General features: G+C 44.3%; 24 protein-coding genes and 1 riboswitch. All 24 genes read left to right on the top strand.

Annotated features, from left to right (window positions below; all coding sequences use genetic code 11):
* The first annotated feature begins 154 nt into the window (after nucleotides 1-154).
* On the top strand, nucleotides 155-991 hold the full coding sequence (locus tag PALPR_RS12745; protein ID WP_013446054.1) for a glycoside hydrolase family 16 protein: 837 nt from the start codon (nucleotides 155-157) through the stop codon (nucleotides 989-991).
* 11 nt (nucleotides 992-1,002) lie between these two features.
* Nucleotides 1,003-4,191 carry a SusC/RagA family TonB-linked outer membrane protein gene (locus PALPR_RS12750; protein WP_013446055.1) on the top strand — a complete coding sequence of 1,063 codons (3,189 nt, stop codon included), beginning with the start codon at nucleotides 1,003-1,005 and terminating at the stop codon, nucleotides 4,189-4,191.
* 14 nt (nucleotides 4,192-4,205) lie between these two features.
* Nucleotides 4,206-5,879, top strand: coding sequence for a SusD/RagB family nutrient-binding outer membrane lipoprotein (locus PALPR_RS12755; protein ID WP_013446056.1), 1,674 nt, complete (start codon nucleotides 4,206-4,208; stop codon nucleotides 5,877-5,879).
* 24 nt (nucleotides 5,880-5,903) lie between these two features.
* Nucleotides 5,904-7,160, top strand: coding sequence for a hypothetical protein (locus PALPR_RS12760; protein ID WP_013446057.1), 1,257 nt, complete (start codon nucleotides 5,904-5,906; stop codon nucleotides 7,158-7,160).
* Between the two features lie 10 nt (nucleotides 7,161-7,170).
* On the top strand, nucleotides 7,171-9,492 hold the full coding sequence (locus PALPR_RS12765) for a glycoside hydrolase family 3 N-terminal domain-containing protein (RefSeq protein ID WP_013446058.1): 2,322 nt from the start codon (nucleotides 7,171-7,173) through the stop codon (nucleotides 9,490-9,492).
* 257 nt (nucleotides 9,493-9,749) lie between these two features.
* Entirely contained in the window at nucleotides 9,750-10,277 is a 528-nt protein-coding gene (locus PALPR_RS12770) for an RBBP9/YdeN family alpha/beta hydrolase (protein ID WP_013446059.1), read from the top strand.
* 187 nt (nucleotides 10,278-10,464) lie between these two features.
* Nucleotides 10,465-10,667: riboswitch (cobalamin riboswitch) on the top strand.
* Between the two features lie 164 nt (nucleotides 10,668-10,831).
* Nucleotides 10,832-11,209 carry a sirohydrochlorin chelatase gene (locus PALPR_RS12780; RefSeq protein WP_013446060.1) on the top strand — a complete coding sequence of 126 codons (378 nt, stop codon included), beginning with the start codon at nucleotides 10,832-10,834 and terminating at the stop codon, nucleotides 11,207-11,209.
* Nucleotides 11,206-11,949, top strand: coding sequence for an energy-coupling factor ABC transporter permease (locus PALPR_RS12785; protein WP_013446061.1), 744 nt, complete (start codon nucleotides 11,206-11,208; stop codon nucleotides 11,947-11,949). The genes PALPR_RS12780 and PALPR_RS12785 overlap by 4 nt, the downstream gene beginning before the upstream one ends.
* Complete coding sequence (locus PALPR_RS12790; protein ID WP_013446062.1) at nucleotides 11,950-12,237, top strand: energy-coupling factor ABC transporter substrate-binding protein; 288 nt, start codon at nucleotides 11,950-11,952, stop codon at nucleotides 12,235-12,237. It abuts the gene before it with no gap.
* 2 nt (nucleotides 12,238-12,239) lie between these two features.
* Nucleotides 12,240-13,025, top strand: coding sequence for a cobalt ECF transporter T component CbiQ (cbiQ, locus tag PALPR_RS12795; protein ID WP_013446063.1), 786 nt, complete (start codon nucleotides 12,240-12,242; stop codon nucleotides 13,023-13,025).
* A gap of 250 nt (nucleotides 13,026-13,275) precedes the next feature.
* The gene (locus PALPR_RS12800; protein ID WP_013446064.1) at nucleotides 13,276-14,085 is read left to right on the top strand and encodes an energy-coupling factor ABC transporter ATP-binding protein; all 810 of its coding nucleotides are present in this window, start codon (nucleotides 13,276-13,278) and stop codon (nucleotides 14,083-14,085) included.
* Complete coding sequence (locus PALPR_RS12805) at nucleotides 14,082-15,437, top strand: cobyrinic acid a,c-diamide synthase CobB (protein ID WP_013446065.1); 1,356 nt, start codon at nucleotides 14,082-14,084, stop codon at nucleotides 15,435-15,437. The genes PALPR_RS12800 and PALPR_RS12805 overlap by 4 nt, the downstream gene beginning before the upstream one ends.
* Nucleotides 15,416-16,048 (top strand): precorrin-8X methylmutase, encoded by a 633-nt coding sequence (locus tag PALPR_RS12810; protein ID WP_013446066.1) that lies wholly within the window; start codon nucleotides 15,416-15,418, stop codon nucleotides 16,046-16,048. Before PALPR_RS12805 ends, PALPR_RS12810 begins: the two co-directional genes overlap by 22 nt.
* A gap of 5 nt (nucleotides 16,049-16,053) precedes the next feature.
* Nucleotides 16,054-17,178 (top strand): cobalt-precorrin-5B (C(1))-methyltransferase CbiD, encoded by a 1,125-nt coding sequence (gene cbiD, locus PALPR_RS12815; protein WP_013446067.1) that lies wholly within the window; start codon nucleotides 16,054-16,056, stop codon nucleotides 17,176-17,178.
* 104 nt (nucleotides 17,179-17,282) lie between these two features.
* On the top strand, nucleotides 17,283-17,942 hold the full coding sequence (cbiE, locus tag PALPR_RS12820; protein WP_013446068.1) for a precorrin-6y C5,15-methyltransferase (decarboxylating) subunit CbiE: 660 nt from the start codon (nucleotides 17,283-17,285) through the stop codon (nucleotides 17,940-17,942).
* 243 nt (nucleotides 17,943-18,185) lie between these two features.
* On the top strand, nucleotides 18,186-18,779 hold the full coding sequence (gene cbiT, locus PALPR_RS12825) for a precorrin-6Y C5,15-methyltransferase (decarboxylating) subunit CbiT (protein ID WP_013446069.1): 594 nt from the start codon (nucleotides 18,186-18,188) through the stop codon (nucleotides 18,777-18,779).
* 9 nt (nucleotides 18,780-18,788) lie between these two features.
* Entirely contained in the window at nucleotides 18,789-19,478 is a 690-nt protein-coding gene (gene cobI / locus PALPR_RS12830) for a precorrin-2 C(20)-methyltransferase (RefSeq protein WP_013446070.1), read from the top strand.
* Nucleotides 19,478-20,251, top strand: coding sequence for a precorrin-4 C(11)-methyltransferase (gene cobM / locus PALPR_RS12835; RefSeq protein ID WP_013446071.1), 774 nt, complete (start codon nucleotides 19,478-19,480; stop codon nucleotides 20,249-20,251). Before cobI ends, cobM begins: the two co-directional genes overlap by 1 nt.
* Nucleotides 20,239-21,246 carry a cobalt-precorrin 5A hydrolase gene (cbiG, locus tag PALPR_RS12840; protein WP_013446072.1) on the top strand — a complete coding sequence of 336 codons (1,008 nt, stop codon included), beginning with the start codon at nucleotides 20,239-20,241 and terminating at the stop codon, nucleotides 21,244-21,246. Before cobM ends, cbiG begins: the two co-directional genes overlap by 13 nt.
* Before the next feature lie 232 nt (nucleotides 21,247-21,478).
* Nucleotides 21,479-22,213, top strand: coding sequence for a precorrin-3B C(17)-methyltransferase (gene cobJ / locus PALPR_RS12845; protein ID WP_013446073.1), 735 nt, complete (start codon nucleotides 21,479-21,481; stop codon nucleotides 22,211-22,213).
* 5 nt (nucleotides 22,214-22,218) lie between these two features.
* Nucleotides 22,219-22,959 carry a precorrin-6A reductase gene (cobK, locus tag PALPR_RS12850; RefSeq protein ID WP_013446074.1) on the top strand — a complete coding sequence of 247 codons (741 nt, stop codon included), beginning with the start codon at nucleotides 22,219-22,221 and terminating at the stop codon, nucleotides 22,957-22,959.
* A gap of 12 nt (nucleotides 22,960-22,971) precedes the next feature.
* Entirely contained in the window at nucleotides 22,972-23,499 is a 528-nt protein-coding gene (locus tag PALPR_RS12855; protein WP_013446075.1) for a cob(I)yrinic acid a,c-diamide adenosyltransferase, read from the top strand.
* A gap of 87 nt (nucleotides 23,500-23,586) precedes the next feature.
* On the top strand, nucleotides 23,587-24,189 hold the full coding sequence (locus tag PALPR_RS12860) for a precorrin-2 dehydrogenase/sirohydrochlorin ferrochelatase family protein (protein ID WP_013446076.1): 603 nt from the start codon (nucleotides 23,587-23,589) through the stop codon (nucleotides 24,187-24,189).
* Between the two features lie 191 nt (nucleotides 24,190-24,380).
* The gene (cobA, locus tag PALPR_RS12865; protein WP_013446077.1) at nucleotides 24,381-25,148 is read left to right on the top strand and encodes a uroporphyrinogen-III C-methyltransferase; all 768 of its coding nucleotides are present in this window, start codon (nucleotides 24,381-24,383) and stop codon (nucleotides 25,146-25,148) included.
* Nucleotides 25,149-25,150: the final 2 nt, after the last annotated feature.

Genomic DNA, 25,150 nt, shown 5'->3' on the forward strand with positions numbered 1-25,150 from the left:
TTGTTTACTAAATATGTCAGTAATCAAACTCTAAATGTCGGCAATCAAACCCGATAAGAAGTGTGAGCTTACTATTTTTGCGCCAAGTCTGCCGGATTCACTTTGGCAGAAGCTTTACAACTGTGTTTAACTTTAAAGCTATTTTGGTAAGCAAATGAACAAATTCACAACACTCCTTATCACCCTCGCGTGGGGAACGTGTACAGCCTGTTCGTCGAATAGAGATGAACCCGATGTATCTCCACCCCTGCTAACATCGAATGAAATCGTCGTATTTCAGGATGAATTCAAAACTTTCAATACCTCATTTTGGAATAAAGAAACCCATGCTGCCGGATGGACCAATCAGGAGTTGCAATCCTACGATCCTTCTCATGTAACTGTTGGGAAAGACGGCGACAAAACAGTACTGATACTAACAGCCGAACGTAAAAATGGCCTAATTATGTCGGGCAGAGTAAATACAAAAGCTAAGAAAAGTTTCAAATATGGAAAACTTGAAGCAAGTATTAAACTGCCTAAAACAGCCAACGGACTTTGGCCTGCATTGTGGTTGATGGGCGACAATAACAAAGAATGGCCTGCCTGTGGTGAAATAGACATTATGGAAATGGGAGATGCGGAAGGAATGCAATCCGGAAATGCATCGCAACGTGTCAATACGGCTCTTCATTTCGGGCCTGATGTCAAAAATCACGAACAGAAATATTTTACGTCTAATGCTACTGCGAATCTGCAGGACGGCAATTACCATCTATATACAATGGTTTGGGACGAGAATAAAATTGCAGTGTCTATTGACAGCATTCCCTTTAATACATTTGATATAAAGGATAACCCCTATTTTCATGGCAATTTTTTCATTTTACTAAATCTTGCAGTTGGTGGTGCATACACCGGTATAACCGATATGACGGGAATAACTGCGCTTAAGGATGGTGAAAAAGCAGCCATGTATGTTGACTGGATAAAAATAACTGAGACTAAATAATCATAATACACATGAAAGAAAAAGTAATTTCAAGAACAGTGTTGTGTGGAGCATTGCTTTTAGGTATCGCAACAATGGCTACGCCAGTTGTAGCGTTTGCCCAACAGGCTACTACACAGAACGGTGTCTCGCTAAAAAAAGTGGCGGGAACTGTAAAGGACGAAGGAGGCCCGGTAATAGGTGCTTCTGTTATGGAAAAAGGTACCTCCAATGGCACCACTACGGATGTCGACGGCAGGTTTACACTGAATGTAAAAGCCGGTGGAACCTTAGTGATTAAGTACTTAGGGTACAAGAGTGCCGAGGTAAAAGTGTTGTCTGAATCGATTTCAGTGAAATTGGAACAGGATAACAGAGTTCTGAATGAGGTTGTAGTTACTGCATTAGGCATTAAACGCGACCGCAAAGCTTTAGGCTATGGTTTAGAGGAAGTGAAAGGCGGAGTATTCGAAAAAGCGAAAGAAACAAACGTGATCAATTCGCTTGCTGGTCGGGTAGCCGGTCTTGTGGTTAGTCAAACAGCAGGTGGTGCTTCCGGATCAACCCGCGTAATTCTTCGTGGTGCAACAGAAATGACAGGTAACAACCAACCGCTTTATGTAATAGACGGAGTACCGTTGGATAACTCAAATTTTGGTTCGGCAGGAACTAGTGGTGGCTACGACCTCGGTGATGGTATTTCATCAATCAACCCTGATGACATTGAAAGCATGTCGGTGCTAAAAGGTCCCGCCGCTTCAGCGCTCTATGGTAGCCGCGCAAGTCATGGTGTAATTCTTATTACCACCAAAAAAGCCCGGAACGAACGCTATTCGGTTGAATATAACGGAACGCTTACTGTTGATAACCAATTGTCTAAATGGAATAACATTCAGCAGACTTATGGAATGGGAAGCAATGGTAGTTACAGTATTGATGCCGTGTCAAATACGAACAAAAGCTGGGGTCCAAAAGCGGATGGCGGCAATATGTTACGATATTTTGACGGTACTCAGCATCCGTATCTCATAATACCGGACAATACTTCGGGATTCTTCCGAACCGGTCTGACTGCAAACAACACCGTCACGGTATCGTCTAATGCGGGAAATACAGGATTGCGTTTCACACTTACAGACTTGCGGAATAAAGATATAGTTCCAAAAACAAACATGGGTCGTAACATCTTTAATCTTAGAGCAAACACTACATTAAAGAAGGTGGATCTTGACTTCTCGGCCAACTACACGCATGAAAATGTACAAAACCGTCCGGCATTGGGTGACAGTAAGTCAAACATTGGTAAGAATCTTATGACTCTTGCAAACACTTACGATCAGGCTTGGCTAAGTACCTATCAGGATAAAAATGGTGAATATTCCAACTGGAACGGAATGGATCCATACAATGTGAATCCTTATTGGGATGTTTACAAAAACTCAAACGAATCGAAGAAAGACTTGTTCCGCCTCCATGGTTCTGCCGTATGGAACATCGGATCACATCTCAAAATAAAAGGTACCGGTGGTGCCGAACTTAATTGGTTCAACTTCCAGGATTTCAAAGCACCGACTACACCCGGATACGAAGCTGGTTATCTTCAGAACAATAAGTTCCAAAACAAAATGTACAATTTTGAATTGATTGCCACCTATAACAATCGTTGGAAAGATTTCGACTTCACAGGTACTGTGGGAGGTAACTTTTACAAGATTGATAAACAAACAACCATAATCACTGCACAGGATATGCAGATACGCGATGTGGTAGCTTTAATGAGCTTTAACGAAACCAGCCTTCAGGAAAGCAGTTACCGCAAACAAATTAACTCCGTTTTTGGAGCTGTGAATTTAGGATGGCGTAACCTTGTTTATCTGGATGCTACAATTCGTGGCGATAAATCATCGACGCTTCCTGTAAACAACAATACTTATGTTTATCCTTCGGTATCAGGTAGTTTTGTGTTTTCCGAACTGATAAAACGCAACGATATATTGCCTTATGGAAAAATGAGAATGTCGTGGGCACAGGTTGGATCAGATACAGACCCTTACAAACTAGGGCTTGTATACTCTAAGTCTAAGTTTACATATCCGGGTTATACTATTGGATACATTGACAACGAGGTTATTCCTAACAAAGACCTTAAACCAACCAAAACCAATTCGTTTGAAATCGGTTTTGAGACAAAATTCTTTAAACAACGCATGGGTCTCGACTTTACGTATTACAATCAGATTTCGAGAAATCAGATTATGGGTATGGCGTCAACCTGGGCAACAGGCTATCCTTATCGTTTGATTAATGCCGGTGAAATACAGAACCAGGGTATTGAGATAGCACTTAACACACGTCCGGTGCAGGTAGGTGATTTTTCTTGGGATTTGAATTTCAACTTCTCAAAAAACAATAACAAAGTAAGGAAACTCACCGATAACATGGATATGTTTGAACTTGAAAAAGCATCGTGGCTTGATGTGCAGGTTGCTGCTAAGGTAGGTGAAAATTTCGGTTCAATCATTGGTCCCGATTTCAAACGCAATGCCGATGGAAATATTCTTATCGACCCTGCCACCGGTCTGCCGATGTATGACAAAAGCAACCATGTACTGGGTAATGCTTCATGGGATTGGACAGGAGGTCTCAATACAACATTCAAATATAAAAATATTAGTTTGACAGCATTGTTTGATGTAAAAGTTGGAGCTGATCTTTATTCTATGTCTCAACGTGCGGCTTATGAATCTGGAAAAAGCTTGGCTACATTAGACGGTCGTGAGGCATGGTACAAATCGGAAGAAGAACGTCAGGCAGCCGGAATCGCTAAAGGTTCAGCTTCGTGGACTCCAACCGGAGGTTTTGTTTCTCCGGGTGTAATCGATAATGGAGACGGAACCTATCGTCCAAATGACATCAAAATCAATCCTGAAACTTATTGGATGAGTGTGAGCCGCAATGCTCCGGCGATGTTCATTTATGACAACTCTTACGTGAAATGCCGTGAAATCACCCTGAGTTACCAGTTCCCTAAAAAATGGTTAGGCAAGGTTGTTCAGGATATGTCACTCTCTTTTGTAGCGCGCAATCCGTTCATCGTATGGAAAAATATTCCTAATATCGATCCTGATTCTAACTACAATAACACGACCGGTATGGGACTTGAATATGGTTCGTTACCGTCGCGTAAAAGCTATGGTTTTAACCTTTATGTTAAATTCTAATCATCTGAAAAATAATGAAAACTAATATACGAACAAATATATTGTTATTGCTGACAATATTCGCTGTTACGGTCAGTTCCTGTAGCGACAGCTATATGGAGAACTTAAATACCGACCCCTCAAAGGCAAACAGCATCGATCCTAATGCACAGCTGACAACAGCCGAATTGCAGACCTACGGTGATCTTGGAATGGTGGAAATGTACCGAAATTACCATTATGCTTTCGCACAACAATTGATGGGTTGTTGGAATACAACCAATTATGGTGGTCGCCACACTATCGACAACAATGAAATGAGCCGTATGTGGACATCTTTCTATCCTAAAGCAATTAAAAACCTGACAGATGGTGTATACCGAAGCAAAGAAAATGCTGCTTTGTCAAATATTAATGCTGCATTACGCATATACCGTGTTTACATGATCTCGTTGATTACAGATGTTTACGGAGATGCTCCTTGTAGCGAAGCAGGCTTGGGATATATTGATGGAAAATTCAATCCGCGTTATGATACTCAGGAAGAGATTTACACTTGGTTTTTCAAAGAGTTGAAAGAAGCTGGTACAGCACTTAATCAGTCCGGAGATAAAATTTCGGGCGATGTGATATACAAAGGCGATGTTACCAAGTGGAAAAAATTTGCTAACTCACTTCGTCTTCGCTATGCAATGCGTATTTCTGATGTAGCACCTGAAAAAGCGAAACAGGAATTTGAAGACGCACTATCAGATGCCGGAGGAATACTCGCCAGCGCTTCGGATGATGCACTGATTAAATACATGGATGTGCCTTTCAGCTTCGGACAAGAGACGTATACTGATTATCGTGGCAATGCATTGTCAAAACTGCTTTTCGGTAATGACCCGGCCAACAACCCAAGCTATCTGTGTTCTACATTTTTCAACCAGATGAAGAATTCTGGCGACCCACGTACCTACCGTATCGCACGTTTCTATTATGACGGATTGATGAGTTCTACAAGTACAAACAATCGTATCGATCTTACGGAAGAAGTACTGGCGAAAGGTGTCACTATGAATCCACGTGATCCGGGAGCATTTTCATGGGAACCATGGCCTACCGGTTACGAAAGTGATATACTGAAGCAAATAGCATTGACTAATCCTTCCGTACAGTCAAGTGTGGCCAGAGAAACAGAGCCTAAATTGGCCAACAATTTCCTGAAAAGTAATAACCCGGGTGTTGTTATAACTTATGCTGAAATCAACTTCCTGCTGGCTGAAGCTGCTTTGAAAGGATGGAATGTAAGTGGAGCAGTTGATGATCTTTATGCCAAAGGTGTACGTGCATCAATGAATTTCCTGTCTGACAACTACGGTTGCGACAAAATTACGGATGCTGAGTTTACTACATATATCACCAATAATGGCATTGGTCATACCAACGAGCAGAAAAAAGCTGCGATCAATACACAGGCATGGATACTTCACTTTACCAATCCTGCTGAAAGTTGGGCCAATGTGCGCCGTTCAGGCTATCCACGTCTGAAATCTCCTGCGGAATATGATTTTGCACAGTTCCTTACAGGCGGTGCAGATATTCCGGTTCGCCTTTCTTATCCGGTTCTCGAATCTTCTTACAACAAGCAAAGTTACGAAGAAGCTCTGAGCCGTATGGGAGGAGAGAATAGTTGGAACACACCTCTTTGGTGGGATGTGAATTAATAGTCATCAATTAAAGCATATTATATGAAACTTATATATCGAACATTAATAGCGTTGTTTTCCATGAGTGTCATGCTCAGCTCTTGCAACGACGAACAGCCGTTTTCGGTAGCGGGTCAAGACGACGAACCGCATATTCTTGCACCGACCTTTCCCGATCGTGTTAGCGGAGAGTTGCCTACAGTGGCAACTATCAACAGGGATGCCAATTTTACAATGGAATTAACCGTCACACCTTCCGATTTTGTATCGGTGGATTGGTATCTTGATGGAACCAAAGTAGCATCGGGTAAAAAAATAGACATGCCTTTGCTTGCCGGGGTATATGATATGAAAGTAGTAGTAACCACTACTGCCGGAAAAACCACTTCTCGCGAAGGAATTGTACGTGTCAATCCTTTGGACGCTGATCCAGCGACTACAAAAGTCAGTTTTGAGGGATTCATAGCTCCGGGTGCCCAGGCTGTGCTGTATGGAAAAAATCTTGATCAGGTAAAAGGCCTTAAAGTAGGTAACATCGCTGTCACCAACATGACTGTTGTGTCGGATAACGGAGGTGCATATATTTCATACACTGTTCCTGCCGGGGTTCCTGAAGGCAAACAACGGGTTGTACTTATTGGTACTGACAATGTGGAATATGGAGGCGATGTGGTTACTGTAAGTTCAGCAGCATTGGTTACAACCGGAGCCGATCGGGCTACAGCTAATGCTAACTGCGTTATGACAGGTATTAACCTCGACAAAGTGGCATCGCTTGATTTTGGCGGTACAGCCGTATCTACTTTTGCTGTAAAAACTGCCGGTCGGTTAGAGTTCACCTGCCCTTCACTCAATGACGGAGAATACACCTTGACAGGTAAAATGGCCGATGGTAAAGAAGTGACTTTCTTTGCAAATAAAGTGGTTGCAAACAATACTAAGATTGTAATATCATCAGAACAAACGCTTTGGAGCGGACATCATTACGTATCATGGGACTTGCCTGATGGTAATCCGAACAAAACTTTCAACCTTATTGGTTCGAGTGTTTTTACATCAATTAAGCCCGGTGCTGTGATGTCTATACACTATTCGATTGAACCTACGGCAACATACCATCAGATACGCACTACTTCCGGATGGTGGAATGATTTACCCGGAACAGCTAAAGTTGATGTTTCTGCTGATGGTGTGTTGAATGTTACCCTTACACAAGCAGTTCTTGATGCGATTAAAGATCAAAGTGGATTCCTTATTGTCGGTCATGGCTACTTCGTTGATCTTGTAACTGTAAAATAATAAACTGATAATGCGCTTAAACAAAACATTTATTATGGGAATTACTGCAAGCATCGCCTGTCTCGGACAGGTGGTGTTTGCTGCTAATCCGAAAAAATCAAAAATAGAAGCTGCTGTGGAAAAAAAACTAAGCAGCATGACTTTGGATGAAAAAATAGGTCAGATGACCGAGCTTTCTATCGATGTATTGGGGGATATGAAAAATGGTGTGTTCGTCCTTGATAAGGAGAAACTTCATAACGCCATTGCCAAATACAAGGTAGGATCGATACTGAATGCACCTGGCCCTGTTGCGCAAACACGTGCGAAATGGCAGGAGCTGATCGGTATGATACAGGATATGTCTATGAAGGAAATAGGGATACCATGTATCTATGGGCTTGACCAAAATCACGGTACAACCTACACGCTCGAAGGCACTCTGTTTCCACAGAATATAAATCTGGGGGCCTCGTTCAATCCTCAGCTTACATACGATGCAGCGAAAGTGACCGCTTACGAAACTCGTGCTGCCAATTGTCCCTGGACGTATTCACCAACTGTTGATATGGCACGGGATCCACGCTGGTCCCGCGTTTGGGAAAACTATGGTGAAGATTGCCTTGTCAATGCCGTCATGGGGAGCAATGCCGTACGTGGATTTCAGGGAGACGATCCCAACCATATTCCGGCTGACAGAATAGCAACATCGGTAAAGCATTATATGGGCTACAGCATGTCGCGTACCGGTAAAGACAGAACTCCTGCCTATATTCCGGTGTCGGAACTCAGGGAAAAGTGCTTTGCGCCTTTTAAGGCATGTGTAGAGGCTGGTGCACTTACCGTGATGGTAAATAGTGGAAGCATCAACGGAATTCCCGTACACTCCAGCTACGAGTTGCTTACGCAATGGTTGAAAAAAGATCTGGCTTGGGATGGTATGTTAATAACTGACTGGGCCGACATCAATAATTTGTACACCCGTGAGCATGTGGCGGCAAACAAAAAGGAAGCCATACAAATTGCTATCAATGCCGGAATTGACATGGCTATGGAACCATACGATCTGAATTTCTGTACGCTGCTCAAAGAACTTGTAGTAGAAGGAAAAGTACCGATGAGTCGTATTGACGATGCTGCGAGCCGTGTTCTCCGACTGAAATATCGCCTGGGTCTTTTCGATAAACCCAATACTTCTTTATCCGATTATCCTGAATTTGCAAGTAAGAAATCGGCTGAATTGGCTGTGAAGGCTGCTGAAGAGTCGGAAGTGCTGCTGAAAAACAAAGATGCGATGCTTCCCCTGAAAAAGGGAATGAAGATTCTGGTTACCGGCCCTAATTCCAACTCTATGCGTTGTTTGAACGGAGGTTGGAGCTATACCTGGCAGGGACATCTTGCCGATCGGTTTGCCGGAGCCTACAATACCATTTTTGAGGCTGTAAGCAATAAATTCGGCAAGGAGAATGTGGTGCTTGAGCAAGGAGTGACGTATGTGTCCGAGGGTAGTTATTTCGAAGAAAATACTCCGGAAATAGAGAAGGCAGTCAATGCAGCCAAAAATGTGGATGTGATCATAGCTTGTATTGGCGAGAATTCCTATTGCGAAACACCGGGTAACTTGTCCGATTTGGCGATATCTGCCAATCAGAGTAATCTTGTAAAAGCACTTGCTGCTACCGGAAAGCCGGTTGTTCTTATCCTGAATGGAGGTCGTCCGCGTATTATCAACGACATTGAACCTTTGGCCAATGCGATAATCAACATTCTGCTTCCGGGTAACTATGGTGCCGATGCTCTTGCCAATATTCTTGCAGGCGATGCGAATCCTTCGGCTAAAATGCCCTATACTTATCCCCGCCATCAGGCTGAACTGACTACTTACGACTATCGTGTAAGTGAGGAAACGGATAAGATGGAAGGAGCCTACGATTATGATGCGGTTATTTCTGTTCAATGGCCTTTCGGTTACGGACAAAGTTATACCACATTCAAATACGATAAGTTCAAATGTTCAAAGCCGAATTTCAATGCAGGCGATGAACTGACCTTTAGCATTGATGTGACCAATACTGGTAAAATTACCGGTAAGGAAGTGGTTATGCTGTTCAGTCGTGATATGGTGGCATCGCTGACTCCTGAAAACCGTCGTCTAAGAGCATTTAAGAAGATTGAACTTCGTCCCGGAGAAACTCAAACGGTGGCATTGACCATCAAAGCAAGTGATTTGGCTTTTGTAGGGGCAGATGGTAAATGGATTCTGGAACAAGGCGACTTCAGAATGCAGGCAGGCAACCAAACACTGAACATAACCTGTGACAAAACAAATAAATGGATGAGTCCAAATAAATAAGATTTACAGATTTTATAGTTAACGAAAAAGATTGTGTAAATTGGTTGAAGGGAAGCGTCGTGATGATGCTTCCCTTTTTTTTATTCTTCAATTTTTCTAAACTTGCTTTCAGGGAAATTATAATATCCATTGGCGAGTGTATATACCACAAATACGGTATAAATTTACCATAAGCGTGCGATTGTATTTATTCCAAAAAAGTAGGAATTTTGTATCGTCCAAAGAGGACATCTAAACCCTCAGTTTTTATTAAGAATATGACACACTATTTCATCATACCCGGCTACCAGGGATCAGGAGCCGACCACTGGCAAACATGGATTGAGAGTACTCAACCAAACTTTCACAGAATTCAACAACGTGACTGGGATAACCCAGACATAGAGGAATGGGCTGATAATATTGACAAAGCTATAGCCGGTTATGACCCCGAATCGGTGGTATTGGTGGCACACAGTTTAGGTTGCCTTACTGTTGCCGAATGGGTAAAACGTTACAATCGGCGCGTGAAAGCGGCTTTGTTGGTAGCTCCACCTGATGTAGACGTGATTCGTGAAAAGGTGGACGACCGCCTTGTGAGAGAAACTCCGACGCAGCGAATACCATTTCGTACAACTTTGGTAGCCAGTACAAACGACCCCTGGATGAAAATAGAAAGGGCAGAATACTATGCCCGAAACTGGGGTAGTGAATTCATAAACATTGGCGAAGCCGGACATATTAATAGTTTGTCGGGCTATGGCGAATGGCAGCAAGGATTGGAAATTTTGAAAAAGCTCGGATGAGTAATGATAAGTTTGTTTTTTACTTGTCTTTTCTGATAATATTATGATTGCCTTGCGCTCTATCTAACCAAGAGTTAATATTTATTTTCTAAACCACATATTCTTAGAGCAATAAGATATTAGATATTTTTTTGCTCCAAAATGTTGATAGATGTTTGCTGATTCTATCAAATTATTGTTCTACTTTTGCAATACAAAATTTGTTGGTTCCCGTTTCGATACATTCGAAACATGGGATTAAAAGGGAATCCTGTTTAATTCAGGAGCTATTCCCGTAGCTGTAAGTCCACAAAGACGTTTTAGCAACACTCTAGCCACTGTCCCCCACGGGGATGGGAAGGCCGCTAAGACAGGACAAGCCAGAAGACCTGCCTCCAAATATAATTCGTAGCTTTCGGGAAAAAAAGCGAAGATGCAGGACTCTAGTTCAAGATACTCCTCTGTTTTCATCCTTTTATTTTACGTGGCTGCTTCATCGGGAAAAATGATTTTTTTATCTCCGCATTTTTTGTGTCCGTTTTTCGACACAAGCAGTGCCTATATATATTGAAAACATGGAAACTAAAAAAGCTGTACTCATTGTGAGTCATGGTAGTCGGTCGAAAGATGCCGTTGCTGAATTTCATCAGGTAGTAGAACTGGTAAGTAGTCGTTATACCTCCACTGAGGTAAAAGGTGCGTTTATGGAACTTTCTCAGCCGGATATTCCTACCGTTGTGAAAGAGTTATCAGAAAGTGAAGTTACCGATATTGCAGTCATTCCTTATTTCCTATTTATGGGAAATCATATTAAACTGGACATTCCCAAAATTTTAGAAGAACAAAAAGCCCTCTATCCTCATCTGAACTTTAAGTTTGGTCGCCCCATTGGCTTCGAGCCGCTTTTGCGTGATATTCTGATTAAACGGATTGAAGAAGTAGAGTCCAAATGAACAAACCGATTCGAAAAATAGCTGTTGCAGGGTTGCTGATAATGCTTCTCGTGCCTCAATCGGTGTATGCCATGCACATTGCCGAGGGCTTTTTGCCTCCGCAATGGTGTCTGCTTTGGTACATTGTTGATATTCCTTTTATCATTTGGGGCATCCGTTCCATAAAAAAACAAGTAGTACTGAATAGTAAGATCAAGATATTGCTGGGCGTGGCGGGAGGATTTACCTTTTTGTTGTCGGCACTAAAATTACCTTCCGTAACCGGTAGCTGTTCGCACATGACGGGCACCGGACTGGGAGCTATTCTTTTCGGACCGGCTACCATGTCGGTGCTTGGACTGGTGGTACTGCTGTTTCAGGCTTTGCTGCTTGCACACGGAGGCATTACCACACTAGGAGCCAACGTATGTTCTATGGGAATTTGCGGACCATTTTTGTCGTGGGGCATATATAGGCTATTCACAAAACTGAAAGTAAACCGATCGGTAACCGTTTTTCTGGCTACTGCTTTGGGAAGTCTGTTTACGTATTGCGTGACGGCTTTTCAACTGGCTGTGGCATTTCCGGGAGCTAACGGATCTATCCTGGTTTCGTTTATCAAGTTCATTAGCGTTTTTGGAATAACACAACTGCCACTCTCGGTGGTGGAAGGATTCATCTCGGTGATGGTGTTTAATTTTATTCAGTCGCACAATGCGGAAGAGCTGACAGCTCTGCATGTATCAAAACAACCGGAGTAAATGAAGACAATTCGTAAATATGGATGGATGGTTATCGTGATTGTGGCTTTGGTGAGTCTACCTTTGGTAATGTTCCAACACGCTGAGTTTGCAGGCACGGATGACAAAGCCGTTTCGATGGTGCAGGGTATTGACAAAAACTACAAGCCCTGGTTTGAAGGTGTGAAATTGTTCGACAGTCCGGAGATTGTCTCTACATTTTTTGCCTTGCAGGCTGCTATTGGTGCTTCTGTTTTGGGTTATTATATTGGCTATTCCAGAGGAAAGCAACAAAATAAAAAGGCTTGACGGTGCATTATTTCGATTGCTATCCTATACAAAGTCGGATACGTAAGGTACATCCCGGGTATAAACTGGGATGGTTTGTGCTGTATACTGTGTTGGGCTTAAGCAGTCATTCGGTACTGTTTCTGGGTATTGAACTGTTGGTGTTTTTGACTATTACGGTGTTCACGGTTCGCATATCGTTGTGGCGCTTGTTGCGTCTGATGGCTATCCCGGCCGGTTTTGTGCTGTTGGGGAGTTTATCGGTGGTGTTGGAACTCAATCCGGTGCATCCGCTATTCAGTCTGAACACAGGTGCAATCACTTTTGGAGTCGGTGAAGCGGGTCTGCAACAGGGTCTGTTCATTTTATTCCGAAGCTTTTCGGGCATCGCGGTTTTATATGCATTGGTACTGAATACAAGCATCTCGGATATGATATATGTATTGCGCAAACTCAACGTGCCGGAAGTGGTACTGGACCTGATGGTGCTTGTTTACCGCAATATCTTTATCCTGTCGGACACAGCGCAGCGCATTTATATAGCGCAAAAAAGCCGGATGGGGCATCGCAACCTGAAAACAAGTCTTCGGTCGACAGCACAACTGGGCGGAAGTGCATTTATACTGGCCGGAGTACGTGCCGAACAATTGTTTCACAGCATGGAATCGCGCGGATATACCGGAAGAATATACAGCTTGCCCGCTGAATGGGAGACGAACAAGAAATTTATACGGGTATCGGTAATACTATTTGCTGCGCTGCTGGGAATCTTTTTTTTGATTGGGCAAAGGGCAATCTCATTAGTCTGAGTTCGGGATGATTTAAGTTCCCTTCAGTGGAACCAACTGTCAGCGACCGAAGGGAGATAATTAGGGGCGGTTTTAAAATGTATTTTCCGCCCCAAGCCCCTAAAGGGGATGTTGAATAGTATCGTCTTTGAAAATTAAAATGATACAATATATTCGTTCCATTACTTATATAATTTGAAAAATGAATCCGGGCTTATTCCGAACTCAATTATTAACTTGTAACTAAACCCTCGTAACTCGTAACTGAAATATGATTGAACTGAAAAACATCAGCTACCATTATCCCGATAGCACAGCAGCTATTGACGATATTTGTTTTTCGGTGTCGGAAGGCGAGAAACTGGTGGTGGCAGGAGCCAATGGGGCGGGAAAATCCACCCTGTTTCTGTTGCTGAATGGTATATTGAAACCGCGAAAGGGCGACTACTTTTTTGATGGAAAAAAAACAGGATACAGCAAGCGTGAACTTCTGGCATTGCGTCAGCAGGTGGGTATCGTATTTCAGGAACCGGACAGTCAGCTGTTCTCGGCCAGTGTGTACGAAGAAGTGGCTTTCGGTCCGCTGAATATGGAGTTGTCGCGCGATGAAGTGCGTCAGCTTGTTGACAGTACTCTGGCAGCACTCGACATTGAGAGTTTGAAAGATCGCCCGCCTCATTTGCTGAGCTACGGACAGAAAAAGCGGGTGGCCATTGCCTCGGTACTGGCAATGAATCCGCGGATTATCATTTTCGACGAACCCACTGCGGGGCTCGATCCGGCTCATGCGGCAGAGATTATTGTATTGCTCGAAAAACTACATAAAGCCGGCAAGACCATTATCATTTCCACCCACGATATGAACTTTGCCTATCAGTGGGCAGGTAGGATGGTCGTGCTGCACAAGGGCCGTGTGGTCGGAGAGGGAACGCCCAACGAAGTATTTGCCAACGAGGAACTCTTGAAACAAAGTCAGCTGGAGCTTCCTTTTATATTGCAGGTGTTTAAAGCCCTGAACAGCGATGCAAAGAGTCCGAAAACCATGGATGAACTGATACAATACATAAATACCCGCGCATGAAAGGAATAGTAATAGCAGGAACAAACAGCGGATGCGGAAAAACCACCGTCACCATAGGCTTGATGAGCTTATTGGCCGAACGGGGGCACAAGATTGCTCCATTCAAAACGGGTCCCGATTTTATCGATCCGGCTTTTCACCGGAAGGTAACGGGCACACCGTCTTACAACCTCGACACATTTTTAATGAGGCAGGAGGTGATAAAACATCTTTATGCCAAACATACCGAAAAGAAAGATTTTGCGGTGGTGGAGGGGGTAATGGGTTTGTACGACGGTATGGGCGACGAAGCCACCGGAAGTGCTGCCGAATTAAGTAAGTTGCTTGCGCTGCCTGTGCTGTTGGTGGTGAGTTGCAAAAGTATGTACCAAAGCGTGGCGGCTATTGTCAGTGGCTTTAAGCATTTTGACCCGCAGGTGAATGTGGCGGGAGTGATACTGAATCATGTGCCCAACGCAGATAGTTATGCTTTTCTGAAAAAGTATATCGAAACACATACGGGCGTGCCTTGCGTGGGTTATCTGCCGACGAACAGTGACATCTCGCTCGAAAGTCGTCATCTGGGATTGGTACAAGCCGGTGAAGTAGCGGGATTGGATGAGAAGATTGAAAAGCTAACTGCTATTTTGAGAGAGACAATCGATGTGGAACTTTTGGAGAAACTTGCGGCACAAGATAGGCTACCGAGCACAAACTTAGAGGTAGCAGAACCCTGGAAACGGGACCTGAGTTCATTGCGAATAGCTGTGGCTCGCGATAAGGCTTTTCAGTTCTATTATCAGGATAATCTGGAGCTGCTGGAAGAAAACGGTGCAGAGTTGGTCTATTTTAGTCCGCTGAACGATGCATGTTTACCGCCTGATATTGATGCAATTTATATAGGTGGCGGTTATCCCGAAGTATTTGCCAGGGAGTTATCCGAAAATAAAAGCATGCTGCAGGAAATGAAAACGGCTGCTGTGTGGGGATTACCCATTTTTGCCGAATGTGGCGGATTGATGTATCTGACAGAGGGAATTGAAGATGCGGAAGGTCATTTTAATCCGATGGTGGGAGCATTCAACTGCAAGGTGCAGATGACTGCACGCTTGCAACGCTTTGGATATTGCAACGTGAGTTACAATGAATCTGTGACCCGCGCACACGAGTTTCACCGTTCACGCATTATTCCGGCGGCGGAAGAACCGAATTATACAATGAGTTATCAGCTCACTAAACCCGAAAAAAATAAAAACTGGACCTGTGGCTTGAAATATAAAAATGTGCTGGGCGGTTATGCGCACTTCCATTTCTGGTCCGAACCCTTGTTTTATCACCAAATAATTGACTTATGGATGCAAAAAACTATATAATACTGAATCCGGCGGATATTGAAACCCGGAGTTTCGAGATCATTACCGAAGAGTTAGGGCATTTAAACCTGTCGCCGGAGTTGGCTCCCATTGTGAAGCGGGTGGTACACACAACTGCCGATTTTGATTATGCACGCATTACCGAAATACAGTCCGGTGCCGTATCCTCGGCGGTGGCTGCCCTCGTTGCGGGTTGCAAAATTTACAGCGATACACGCATGATCATAGCCGGAGTAAGTAAACCGATGTTGAAAAAACTGAATTGCGAGTTGTATACGTATGTGGACGATGCCGAAGTATCTGCTCAGTCGAAAGAAAAAGGGCTCACCCGATCTATTCTGGGCATTGAAAAGGCGGTAGAAGATCCCGACACCCGGATTTTTGTTATCGGCAATGCACCCACTGCACTGGTGCGGTTGGGCGAACTGATTCAGGAAGGCAAAGTACGTCCGGCACTGGTTATTGGTGTGCCGGTGGGTTTTGTGGGAGCCAGTGAATCGAAAGAGTTTATCAAGAAAACCGGCGTGCCTTACATTGTCACCAACGGACGTAAGGGCGGAAGTACGGTGGCTGTAGCCATACTCAATGCACTACTTTATACCCAACGATAAAAAAGATGTTATCTGCTACCCGTTACATAAATGGAAAAACCTACCGATACGGTTACACTACCGGCTCATGTGCCGCTGCGGCTGCCCGGGCTGCGGCTACCATGTTGGTGTCGGGACAGGAGCTCACCGAAGTGCAGCTCTCTACGCCAGCGGGTGTAATGCTCACCTTGAGTATCTGCGATGTTGAACGCGGTGAGGAGGTAGTGTCCTGTGCGGTGATCAAAGATTCGGGCGACGATCCCGATGTGACCAACGGCATCAAAGTGTATGCACGGGCCTCGTTCAACACCGAAAACCGCTTGATTATCGAAGGAGGTACAGGCATCGGGCGCGTCACCAAAAAAGGTTTGCAGGTACAGGTGGGCAGTTGGGCCATCAACCCCACACCCATGCGCATGATTACCGAAGCTGTGCAGTCGGTGATGGACGAAAGGGGAATAAGCATCCAGCTATCCATTCCGGAGGGAGTGGAAATAGCAAAGAAAACATTCAACGAACGACTGGGCATAGTGGGAGGCATTTCCATCCTGGGTACTTCGGGTATTGTGGTGCCCATGTCCGACGAGGCATTTAAAGAATCATTGGCACTGGAAGTATCTATGCTCAAAGAAAAAGGCTGTACCGGCATCGTGCTTACACCGGGCAACTACGGACAAACATTTATTGCCACGCATATTCCGCAGGCGCAGGACTGTGTCGTGACCACCAGTAACTTTATTGGGTATATGCTGCACGAAGCGGTGCGCAACGGAATGACCAGGGTACTACTGGTGGGGCATATTGGCAAATTGGTAAAAGTAGCCGGCGGAATATTTCACACGCACAGCAGTGTGGCCGATGGCCGCAACGAAATAATGGCAGCACACTATATGCAGTACTGTGGCGATGCTGCGGCATTTTCGCAGATCATGAAAAGCAATACTTCGGAGGAAGCCATTGACTATATTACCGCTCCGGGATTTTTTGATTATCTGAGCACAGTCATTCAGCGCCGCTGCGAGGAACATATCCGCCACAAAGCTGCGATTGAAGTTATAGTCTTCTCGCAAGACAAAGGGCTGCTTGGAAAAACGGTTGGAGCAGAAGAGTGGATGAAAGGTAATGACCCCAAGCCCCTAAAGGGGATGTGAAATACTTTCGTCTCTGAAGTGATGAAAAACGAACAACCCGTTTTGACGGGATTGTCGGATAAATACCTTGTAACATGTAACTATCAACTTGTAACTAAAAAAACATGTCATATCAACAACATAACGCTAAAAAGATCAATGTCTGCGGCATCGGACCGGGTAATCGGGAGCTCATTGTGCCGGAAGTATTTCGGTTGGTGGCTGAAAGCACGTTGGTAGTAGGTGGAAGTCGTCATTTGGAGATATTCAATGTGAGCGATAAAGAAACGTGGGTACTGCGCAATAATATAGAACAGATCATTGAAACATTAAAAACGTCAGAGCATACTGCTATGACCGTTTTAGTGTCGGGCGATACTGGTTTCCATAGTTTACTCACAACGCTCTTGCGCCATTTCGCAGCCAATGAGTTGAATGTTGTTCCGGGCATTAGCAGTTACCAATACTTTTTTGCTAAGCTTGCCATGACCTATCACGATGCATGGATAGGTAGTTTGCATGGTATGACGGTGGATTATGTGATGAAAGTCAAATCGAACCGAAAGACTTTTCTACTGACGGATAGCCTGAATTCGTGGAAACAAATTGCCACGCATTTATCCGAAACCGGATTGGGTGAATGTGAGATGTATGTTGGTAATCGCTTATCGTATCCCGATGAACAAATCCTTTTTGGCACTGCCAATGACTTGAAAGAACAACAGCATGATTTCGGACTTTGCTCGGTAATTATAGTCAATGAAAATGCCAGTGATAAAGACTAGGAATATAAAGACGTAATAAGTAGTGGAGATTAAATAATATAGTACTCTTAAGAGAAATGTTATACGATACGGAAGTAATTTTAAGTCCCCTTCAGGGGAACCAACGGTCAGCGTAGCTAATTAGGGGCGGTTTTAAAATGTATTTTCCGCCCCAAGCCCCTAAAGGGGATGTTAGATAGTGTAGTCTTTGAAAAAATTGAATGCTACATTATTTATCAACATGTAATTTTTAAAATAATAAAAATGAATAAACAGCCAAAACAACTTACTGCGGGCATTCCCGATAGCGAATTTATCCGCGGCGATGTGCCCATGACCAAAGAGGAAATCCGCATTTTATCTATATCGAAACTTCAGCTCACGGTGGGCGATTGCCTGCTCGATGTGGGAGCCGGTACCGGTTCGGTAAGTATTGAGATGGCGCGCTTGCTCCCCGAAAGCACGGTGTATGCCGTGGAGCAAAAAGCAAAGGCATTGGACCTGATAAGGCTAAATGCACTGAAGTTCGAAACGCCGAATATAAAGGCCATCGAAGGCAAAGCACCCGAAGCGTTAGCGAACCTGTCGGGCGTGAATAAGATATTCATTGGCGGTTCGGGCGGCAATCTGAAAGAAATAATTGATTGGGTAGAGCGTAACTGTCAAACAGGCTCACGGGTAGTGATTAATGCGGTAACGTTGAATACCCTGATTGAATGCCGACAAGTCTTCAACGAGCAGGAATTCAGTACCCCGGAAATAATTCAGGTGAGCATTAACCGCATTGAAAAGTTGGGTAATGCCGAAATGTTCCGACCACAATCGCCTATATTTATTATTTCTACAACACGATTATAAAAAATAGATATGAAAGGAAAATTTTATGGCATAGGAGTGGGACCGGGTGATCCCGAACTGCTGACGTTGAAGGCTGTCAGGGTACTGGCTAACATCGATGTACTGGCTGTCCCTGAGAGTAAACGGGAAGCCGGTAGTGTGGCGCACGATATTGCACGCCCTTACCTCAAAGCAGGAGTGGAAGTGCTTACCCTTACTTTCCCCATGATCAGGGATGCGGAGGCCAAGGCCAAGATTCGTCGCGACAATGCCCTGCGCATTATCGAAAAGATTGATGCCGGATTGAACGTGGCATTTCTTACCCTGGGCGATCCGATGTTGTACAGCACTTATATCTATTTGCTTGACAATATGAAAGATCAGGGTATCGACATTGTGTCCATCCCGGGCATCTATTCATTTTCGGCCATCAGCAATTTGCTGAATGAACCGTTGGTGAAGGGTGACGAGAGCATGGCGGTCATTTCGGAGTTTAACCCCGAAGTGTGGGAAAAACTGCAATCGGTTCAAACCATTGTGTGCATGAAGGTGTCGGCCTATGGCGGGCAACTGTTCGATGCTTTGCAAAGACAGTCCTATCGGAAAATGGTGATGGTGACCAATGCCGGAAAAGAAACCCAAACGGTTTCGTACAACCAGGAGGACTTGAAGGGGGATATACCTTATTTTACAACAGTAATAGTATCAAAAACAGAATAATGGAATCAAAAGTTTATTTTATCGGTGCAGGTCCCGGCGATCCGGAGCTGATTACGCTCAAAGGGCACAAAGCCATTGGCGGGGCTGATGTGATTATTTATGCCGGCTCGCTGGTCAATCCGCAGGTATTGGCTAATTGTGGGAAGGAAGCTGTAATTTACAACAGTGCCGAAATGGATTTGCCCGAAATCATTGAGGTAATGAAAAATGCCTGCGCGCAGGGACTGTCGGTGGCTCGCGTGCATACAGGCGACCCTTCTATTTACGGTTCTATCCGTGAGCAGATAGAAGAACTGGACAAGTTGCAAATCGGATACGAAGTAATCCCGGGCGTAAGCTCGTTTACTGCTGCTGCATCGGTATTGTGTAAGGAATTTACTGTGCCCGAAATTTCGCAAACCGTCATTTGTACCCGTTTCGAAGGCCGTACACCGGTGCCCGAACTGGAGCAGATAGAGCTGTTGGCTTCGCACAAAACGTCGATGGCCATTTTCCTGTCGGTACACATGATGGAGAAACTAGTGGAGAAGTTGACGAAACATTATAGCGGTTCAACGCCCATAGCTGTTGTCGAAAAAGCCACCTGGACCGATCAACGTGTGGTGCGCGGAATGCTCAACGACATTGTCCTGAAAGTAAAGGAAGCCGGCATCCGAAAAACAGCCATGATTCTGGTAGGTGATTTTTTGGGTACGGAATACAACAATTCTAAGCTCTACGATGCCGGATTTACACATGAATACCGACAGGGGAAAACACCATGTGGGGAATAATTGCCATCACGCAGCAGGGTCTGGCATTGGCCAAAAAGCTAAAAGTACAATTCCCGGATTCGGTGATTTACACATTAGCTAAATGGCACGATGAGGAATGTACCCCCATTGAACCCGACTTAAGCACGTTTACGGCTCAGCTTTTCGACCGACATAAAACCCTGGTGTATATTATGGCTACGGGTATTGTAGTGCGCAGTATTGCCCGGCATCTGGTGGATAAAACGGTCGATCCGGCCGTGGTAGTGCTCGATGAAAAAGGCCAATTTGCAATAAGTTTGCTTTCCGGACATTTAGGTGGCGCCAATGCCGTGGCCAGTGAGATAGCCGTAACAATCGGTGCCACGGCGGTCATCACTACGGCTTCGGATGTGCAGGGCATGCCTTCGGTGGATATGATTGCCCAAAAACATCAACTTATCATTCAGTCCATGCACGATGCAAAAATACTCACCGCCATGACGGTGAACGGGCAGAAGGTAGGCTGGCGCAATGATAGTTTGCTGAACTTACCTTGTTATTATCCTTGTGATGAAGCTGAAGCCGATGGATTGGTAGTGGTTAGTAGTCGTACGGATTTAGTGGAGAAAGTGCCTTTTGCACAACTTATTCCACAAAATATCACTGTGGGAATAGGGTGCAGGCGTGGCGTGGCGGGCGAAAACATCGTCGACTTTATCCGGCAGCAACTAGATGAACACGCTGTTCACCTGCAAAGCATCCGGCAACTAGCCTCCATCGACATCAAGCACGACGAGCAAGGTATTCTTGCAGCTGCGGCTCATTTTGGAGTGCCGGTAGTATTTGTAGAAACTGCAGAAATAGAAAAGATTGAACAGAATTTTACATCCTCAGCCTTTGTAAAATCACAGGTAGGTGTATCGGGGGTTTGCGAACCGGCTGCATTTATTGCCGGAGGAAGAGCGGGAGAATTTATCAGTAGAAAAAAATCAAAAGAAGGAATAACGGTCGCCATTTTCGAATCGGCCGTGTGAAACATAGAAGTTTTCCGGCACATAATATTTAAACACAATAGCACACATAGAAATAATGAAGAAAAGACTTAGTTGACATAGTAATAGTATCTGACGATACTATTGCCGAGTACTAGATTATCCCGATATTCGGGATAATACTATGTGGTCTTAGTCTTATTTATTCAATTAAAAACTATTGTGTACTATGTGATTAAAATTGATCAATAATAATTATCGTATACATAAAAACATGAAGGGAAAAATCTTTGTAGTAGGAACTGGTCCCGGTTTCGAAGAATATCTGAGCCTGAGAGCCATTGAGGTATTGAAAGAATGCGATGTGGTGGTAGGCTACAAAACCTATATTGCACTGATCGAAAAACTGATTGAAGGTAAAGAAATCGTTTCGTCGGGCATGCGTCGCGAAGTGGAACGGTGTGCTATGGTGTTGGAAATTGCCGAAAGTGGTAAGAATGTGTGTCTGATCAGTAGCGGCGACTCGGGTGTGTACGGCATGGCCGGCGTGGTGCTCGAAATGGTAGACAAAGCCCAAAACGGCATTGAAGTGGAAATTGTACCGGGTATTACTTCTGCCCTGTCTTCGGCTTCGCTGGCAGGAGCTCCACTGATGAACGACTTTGCAGTAGTGAGTCTGAGTGATCTGATGACCCCTTGGGAGATAATAGAAAAACGTACCGAAAAAGCGGCCGAAGGCGATTTTGTTATCTGTGTGTACAACCCCAAAAGCAAAGAACGCGTAGAGCAAATTCGTATATTTGTGGATATCGTACTACGGCATCGTAGCCCGCAAACACCGGTGGCCATTGTGCGGAATGCCATGCGCGATGAGGCGGCTGTAACGCATACCACGCTGTCCGAAATGCTGGAACACACCATCGATATGACTACAACACTGATCATTGGCAATTCGCAGACCTACTATAGCAATGGGAAAATGATTACACCACGCGGCTATAAAATTTGAAAAACATGATTTGGGTAGTAGGCGGCACGAGCAATGCCAAGGAAATTTGCGAACACTTAGCTTCAGAGGGTCATCGGGTACTGGTTTCGGTCACTACCGATTATGGTCGGCAGCTCTCCGAATTTCCGGGTATTGAAGTGGTGCAGGGCAAACTGAGCCGCGAAGAAATGGAGCACTTAATTCAGACTCACGGAGTAAGACTGGTAGTAGATGCCAGTCACCCCTTTGCGGCCGAGGTATCTGCCGGTGCCATGCAGGCGGCAAAAAATACGGAAGTGCCTTATCTGCGTTTCGAACGGGCGAATACCCGCTTCGAAAACGCCACCTATGTGGATGGCTACGAGCAGGCGGTTGCATACCTGGAAGAGAAACCGGGAAACATATTGCTCACCACGGGGTCCAAGTTTGTAGCTAAGTTTATTCCGCTGGGAGCAGAGCGGCTCTTTGCACGGGTGTTGTCTACTTCCGATAGTGTTGCACTTTGTGAACAAGCCGGACTAAAACCCGTTAATGTCATAGCGATGTGTGGCGTTGGTTCTGTAGCATTGAATCTGGCTTTCCTCAAAGAATTCGATATTCGCTTTTTGATAACAAAAGAAAGTGGTGTGGAAGGTGGTTTGCAAGAGAAAATAGAGGCTGCCAATCAGGTGAATGCAGAAGTGATTATTATCCAACGTCCGGCTATCAACTATCCCGAAGTGTATTCGGATTATGATTTATTAATGGACAGAATCAAAACAATTTAAAATGATGAAACAATGAAAAACGGATTATTACAAGTATATACCGGCGACGGGAAAGGCAAGACGACAGCCGCTTTCGGGATGGCGTTCAGAGCTCACGGCAGAGGGTTCAAAGTAGGCGTGGTGCAGTTTATGAAAACCCGCGCTACCGGTGAAGTGATGCTGGCGCAAACGCTCGAGAACTTCTTTGTAAAACGCATTGACACGTCTCCTAAATTTACCTGGGATATGAATGAAGCGGAATTGGTGGAACTAAAAGCAACCATTCGTGAAGGTTTCTTTCTTATCTGTGAGTTGGTAAAAGCAGCCGAATATGATATGCTAATTTTGGATGAATTCAACCACATCATCGTGCAGGGCTTTGTAACAAAAGAAGAAGTACTGGAGCTGATTGACGCTAAACCGGACACGATGGAAATAGTGATGACCGGTCGTAATGCACCTGATTGGTTGATGGAGCGAGCCGATCTGGTGACCGAGATGAAATGTATAAAACATCCTTTCGACAAAGGAATTCCAGCCCGTGTAGGTATTGAAAAATAGATTCTTAGTTACGAGTTACAAGAGAATAGTTACAAGACTTTTCTGCTTTATTCTCGTAACTTGTAACTAATCCCTCGTAACTAAAAAATGAATTCATATCCCGTTTTTCTTCAGTTGAAAGACTTCCGCTGCCTTGTGGTTGGTGGCGGAACCGTTGCTTTACGCAAAGTAAAAGGACTGCTAAATGCGGGTGCTTTGCCACAGATTATTGCTCCTAAAGTTAATGCTGAACTGCTTTTGCTCATTGAAATGAATAATCTGATCTGGGTAAGGCGAAAGTTCGAAACGAATGACACGAAAGGCTTTCAGTTGATAATAGCAGCAACCAATGATAAGGAGACAAACGCTGCTATCAGGCTCGAAGCCAGCGTAGCTCATTTATTGGTCAATGATGTGACAGATCCCGAAGGAAGCAACTTTCATGTACCGGCATTGGTCAGTCGTCCACCTTTGACGCTGGCTTTTGGCACTTCAGGCGAAGTTCCGTATTTAAGCCGGAAACTAAAAGAGTTCTTCGAAGACACACTTCATCCGGAATTGGGCGATGGTATAGAAAGGTTGAAACAGTGTCGGATATCGATTATTGAACGGGCCGGAAACGATATGAAATTAAAAGAACAACTTATTAGTAGTGAGTTGAATCCGTTGGTCGATGAGTTTCTTTGTAGACTGATGAATGACGAAAAATAAAGTACAACAAATCAATTTAAATAAAACGGTTTTTTAAGCGATATTGAGATAAACAGACTTGTAACCGACTACCTCGTTTATGGTATAAAAATGCCATGATGCTGCGATTGTACGGCTATGTTTATTTGAATTACTTTGCAATTGTTTTTAAGAGTCTGCATAGCAACTCTGGAAAGTAAAAATGAATTATTATGGAAAATGAATTAAAAAGCAATATTACGAATATAAATACACTTGAAAATCAGATTAAATACGGTAAGGTGACACTGGTTGGTTTTGGTCCCGGTGATCCTGATTTACTGACTATTGCAGGAGAAAAGGCGTTGTCAAAAGCAGATGTGATTTTTCACGACGACTTGATTGATCAGGATTTTTTGGGTAAATACAATGGGCAAAAAGTGTACGTTGGTAAACGCAAGCATTGCCACAGTCACGAGCAGGAGGAAATTAATCAACTGATTCTGAATTCGGCGCTTGAAGGCAATGAAGTGGTGCGTCTGAAAGGTGGTGACTCTATGATCTTTGCTCACGGAGGTGAGGAAGTGGAGTTCCTTAAAAAGGGTGGCGTGCAGGTGTCGGTCATCCCCGGAATTTCTACCGGTATTGCTGTTGCATCACTCACTCAAATACCATTAACGTTGCGGGGCATTGCCAGATCGGTGGCTTTCATTACTGGTCATACTTCCGATGTCCATTTGCCCAATACCGACACGCTGGTATGTTTTATGGCCGGCTCTACCATTCATAAAATTGCTGCTAAAGCCATTGCAGAAGGCCGCAATCCGAAAACTCCGGTGGCATTGGTGCACAATGTGTCTTTGCCCGATCAAACTGAATTTTTGAGCACACTTGAGGAACTTGCTGGCAGCGAAACTGTCTATCCAACACCCATTATTATCGTAATTGGTGAAGTGATTTCGTCGCGCACCGGACTTGCTCAGACCTTGGAATTGCTGTAAGA

Origin of the sequence: Paludibacter propionicigenes WB4 (assembly GCF_000183135.1) — a bacterium.
GTDB lineage: Bacteria > Bacteroidota > Bacteroidia > Bacteroidales > Paludibacteraceae > Paludibacter > Paludibacter propionicigenes.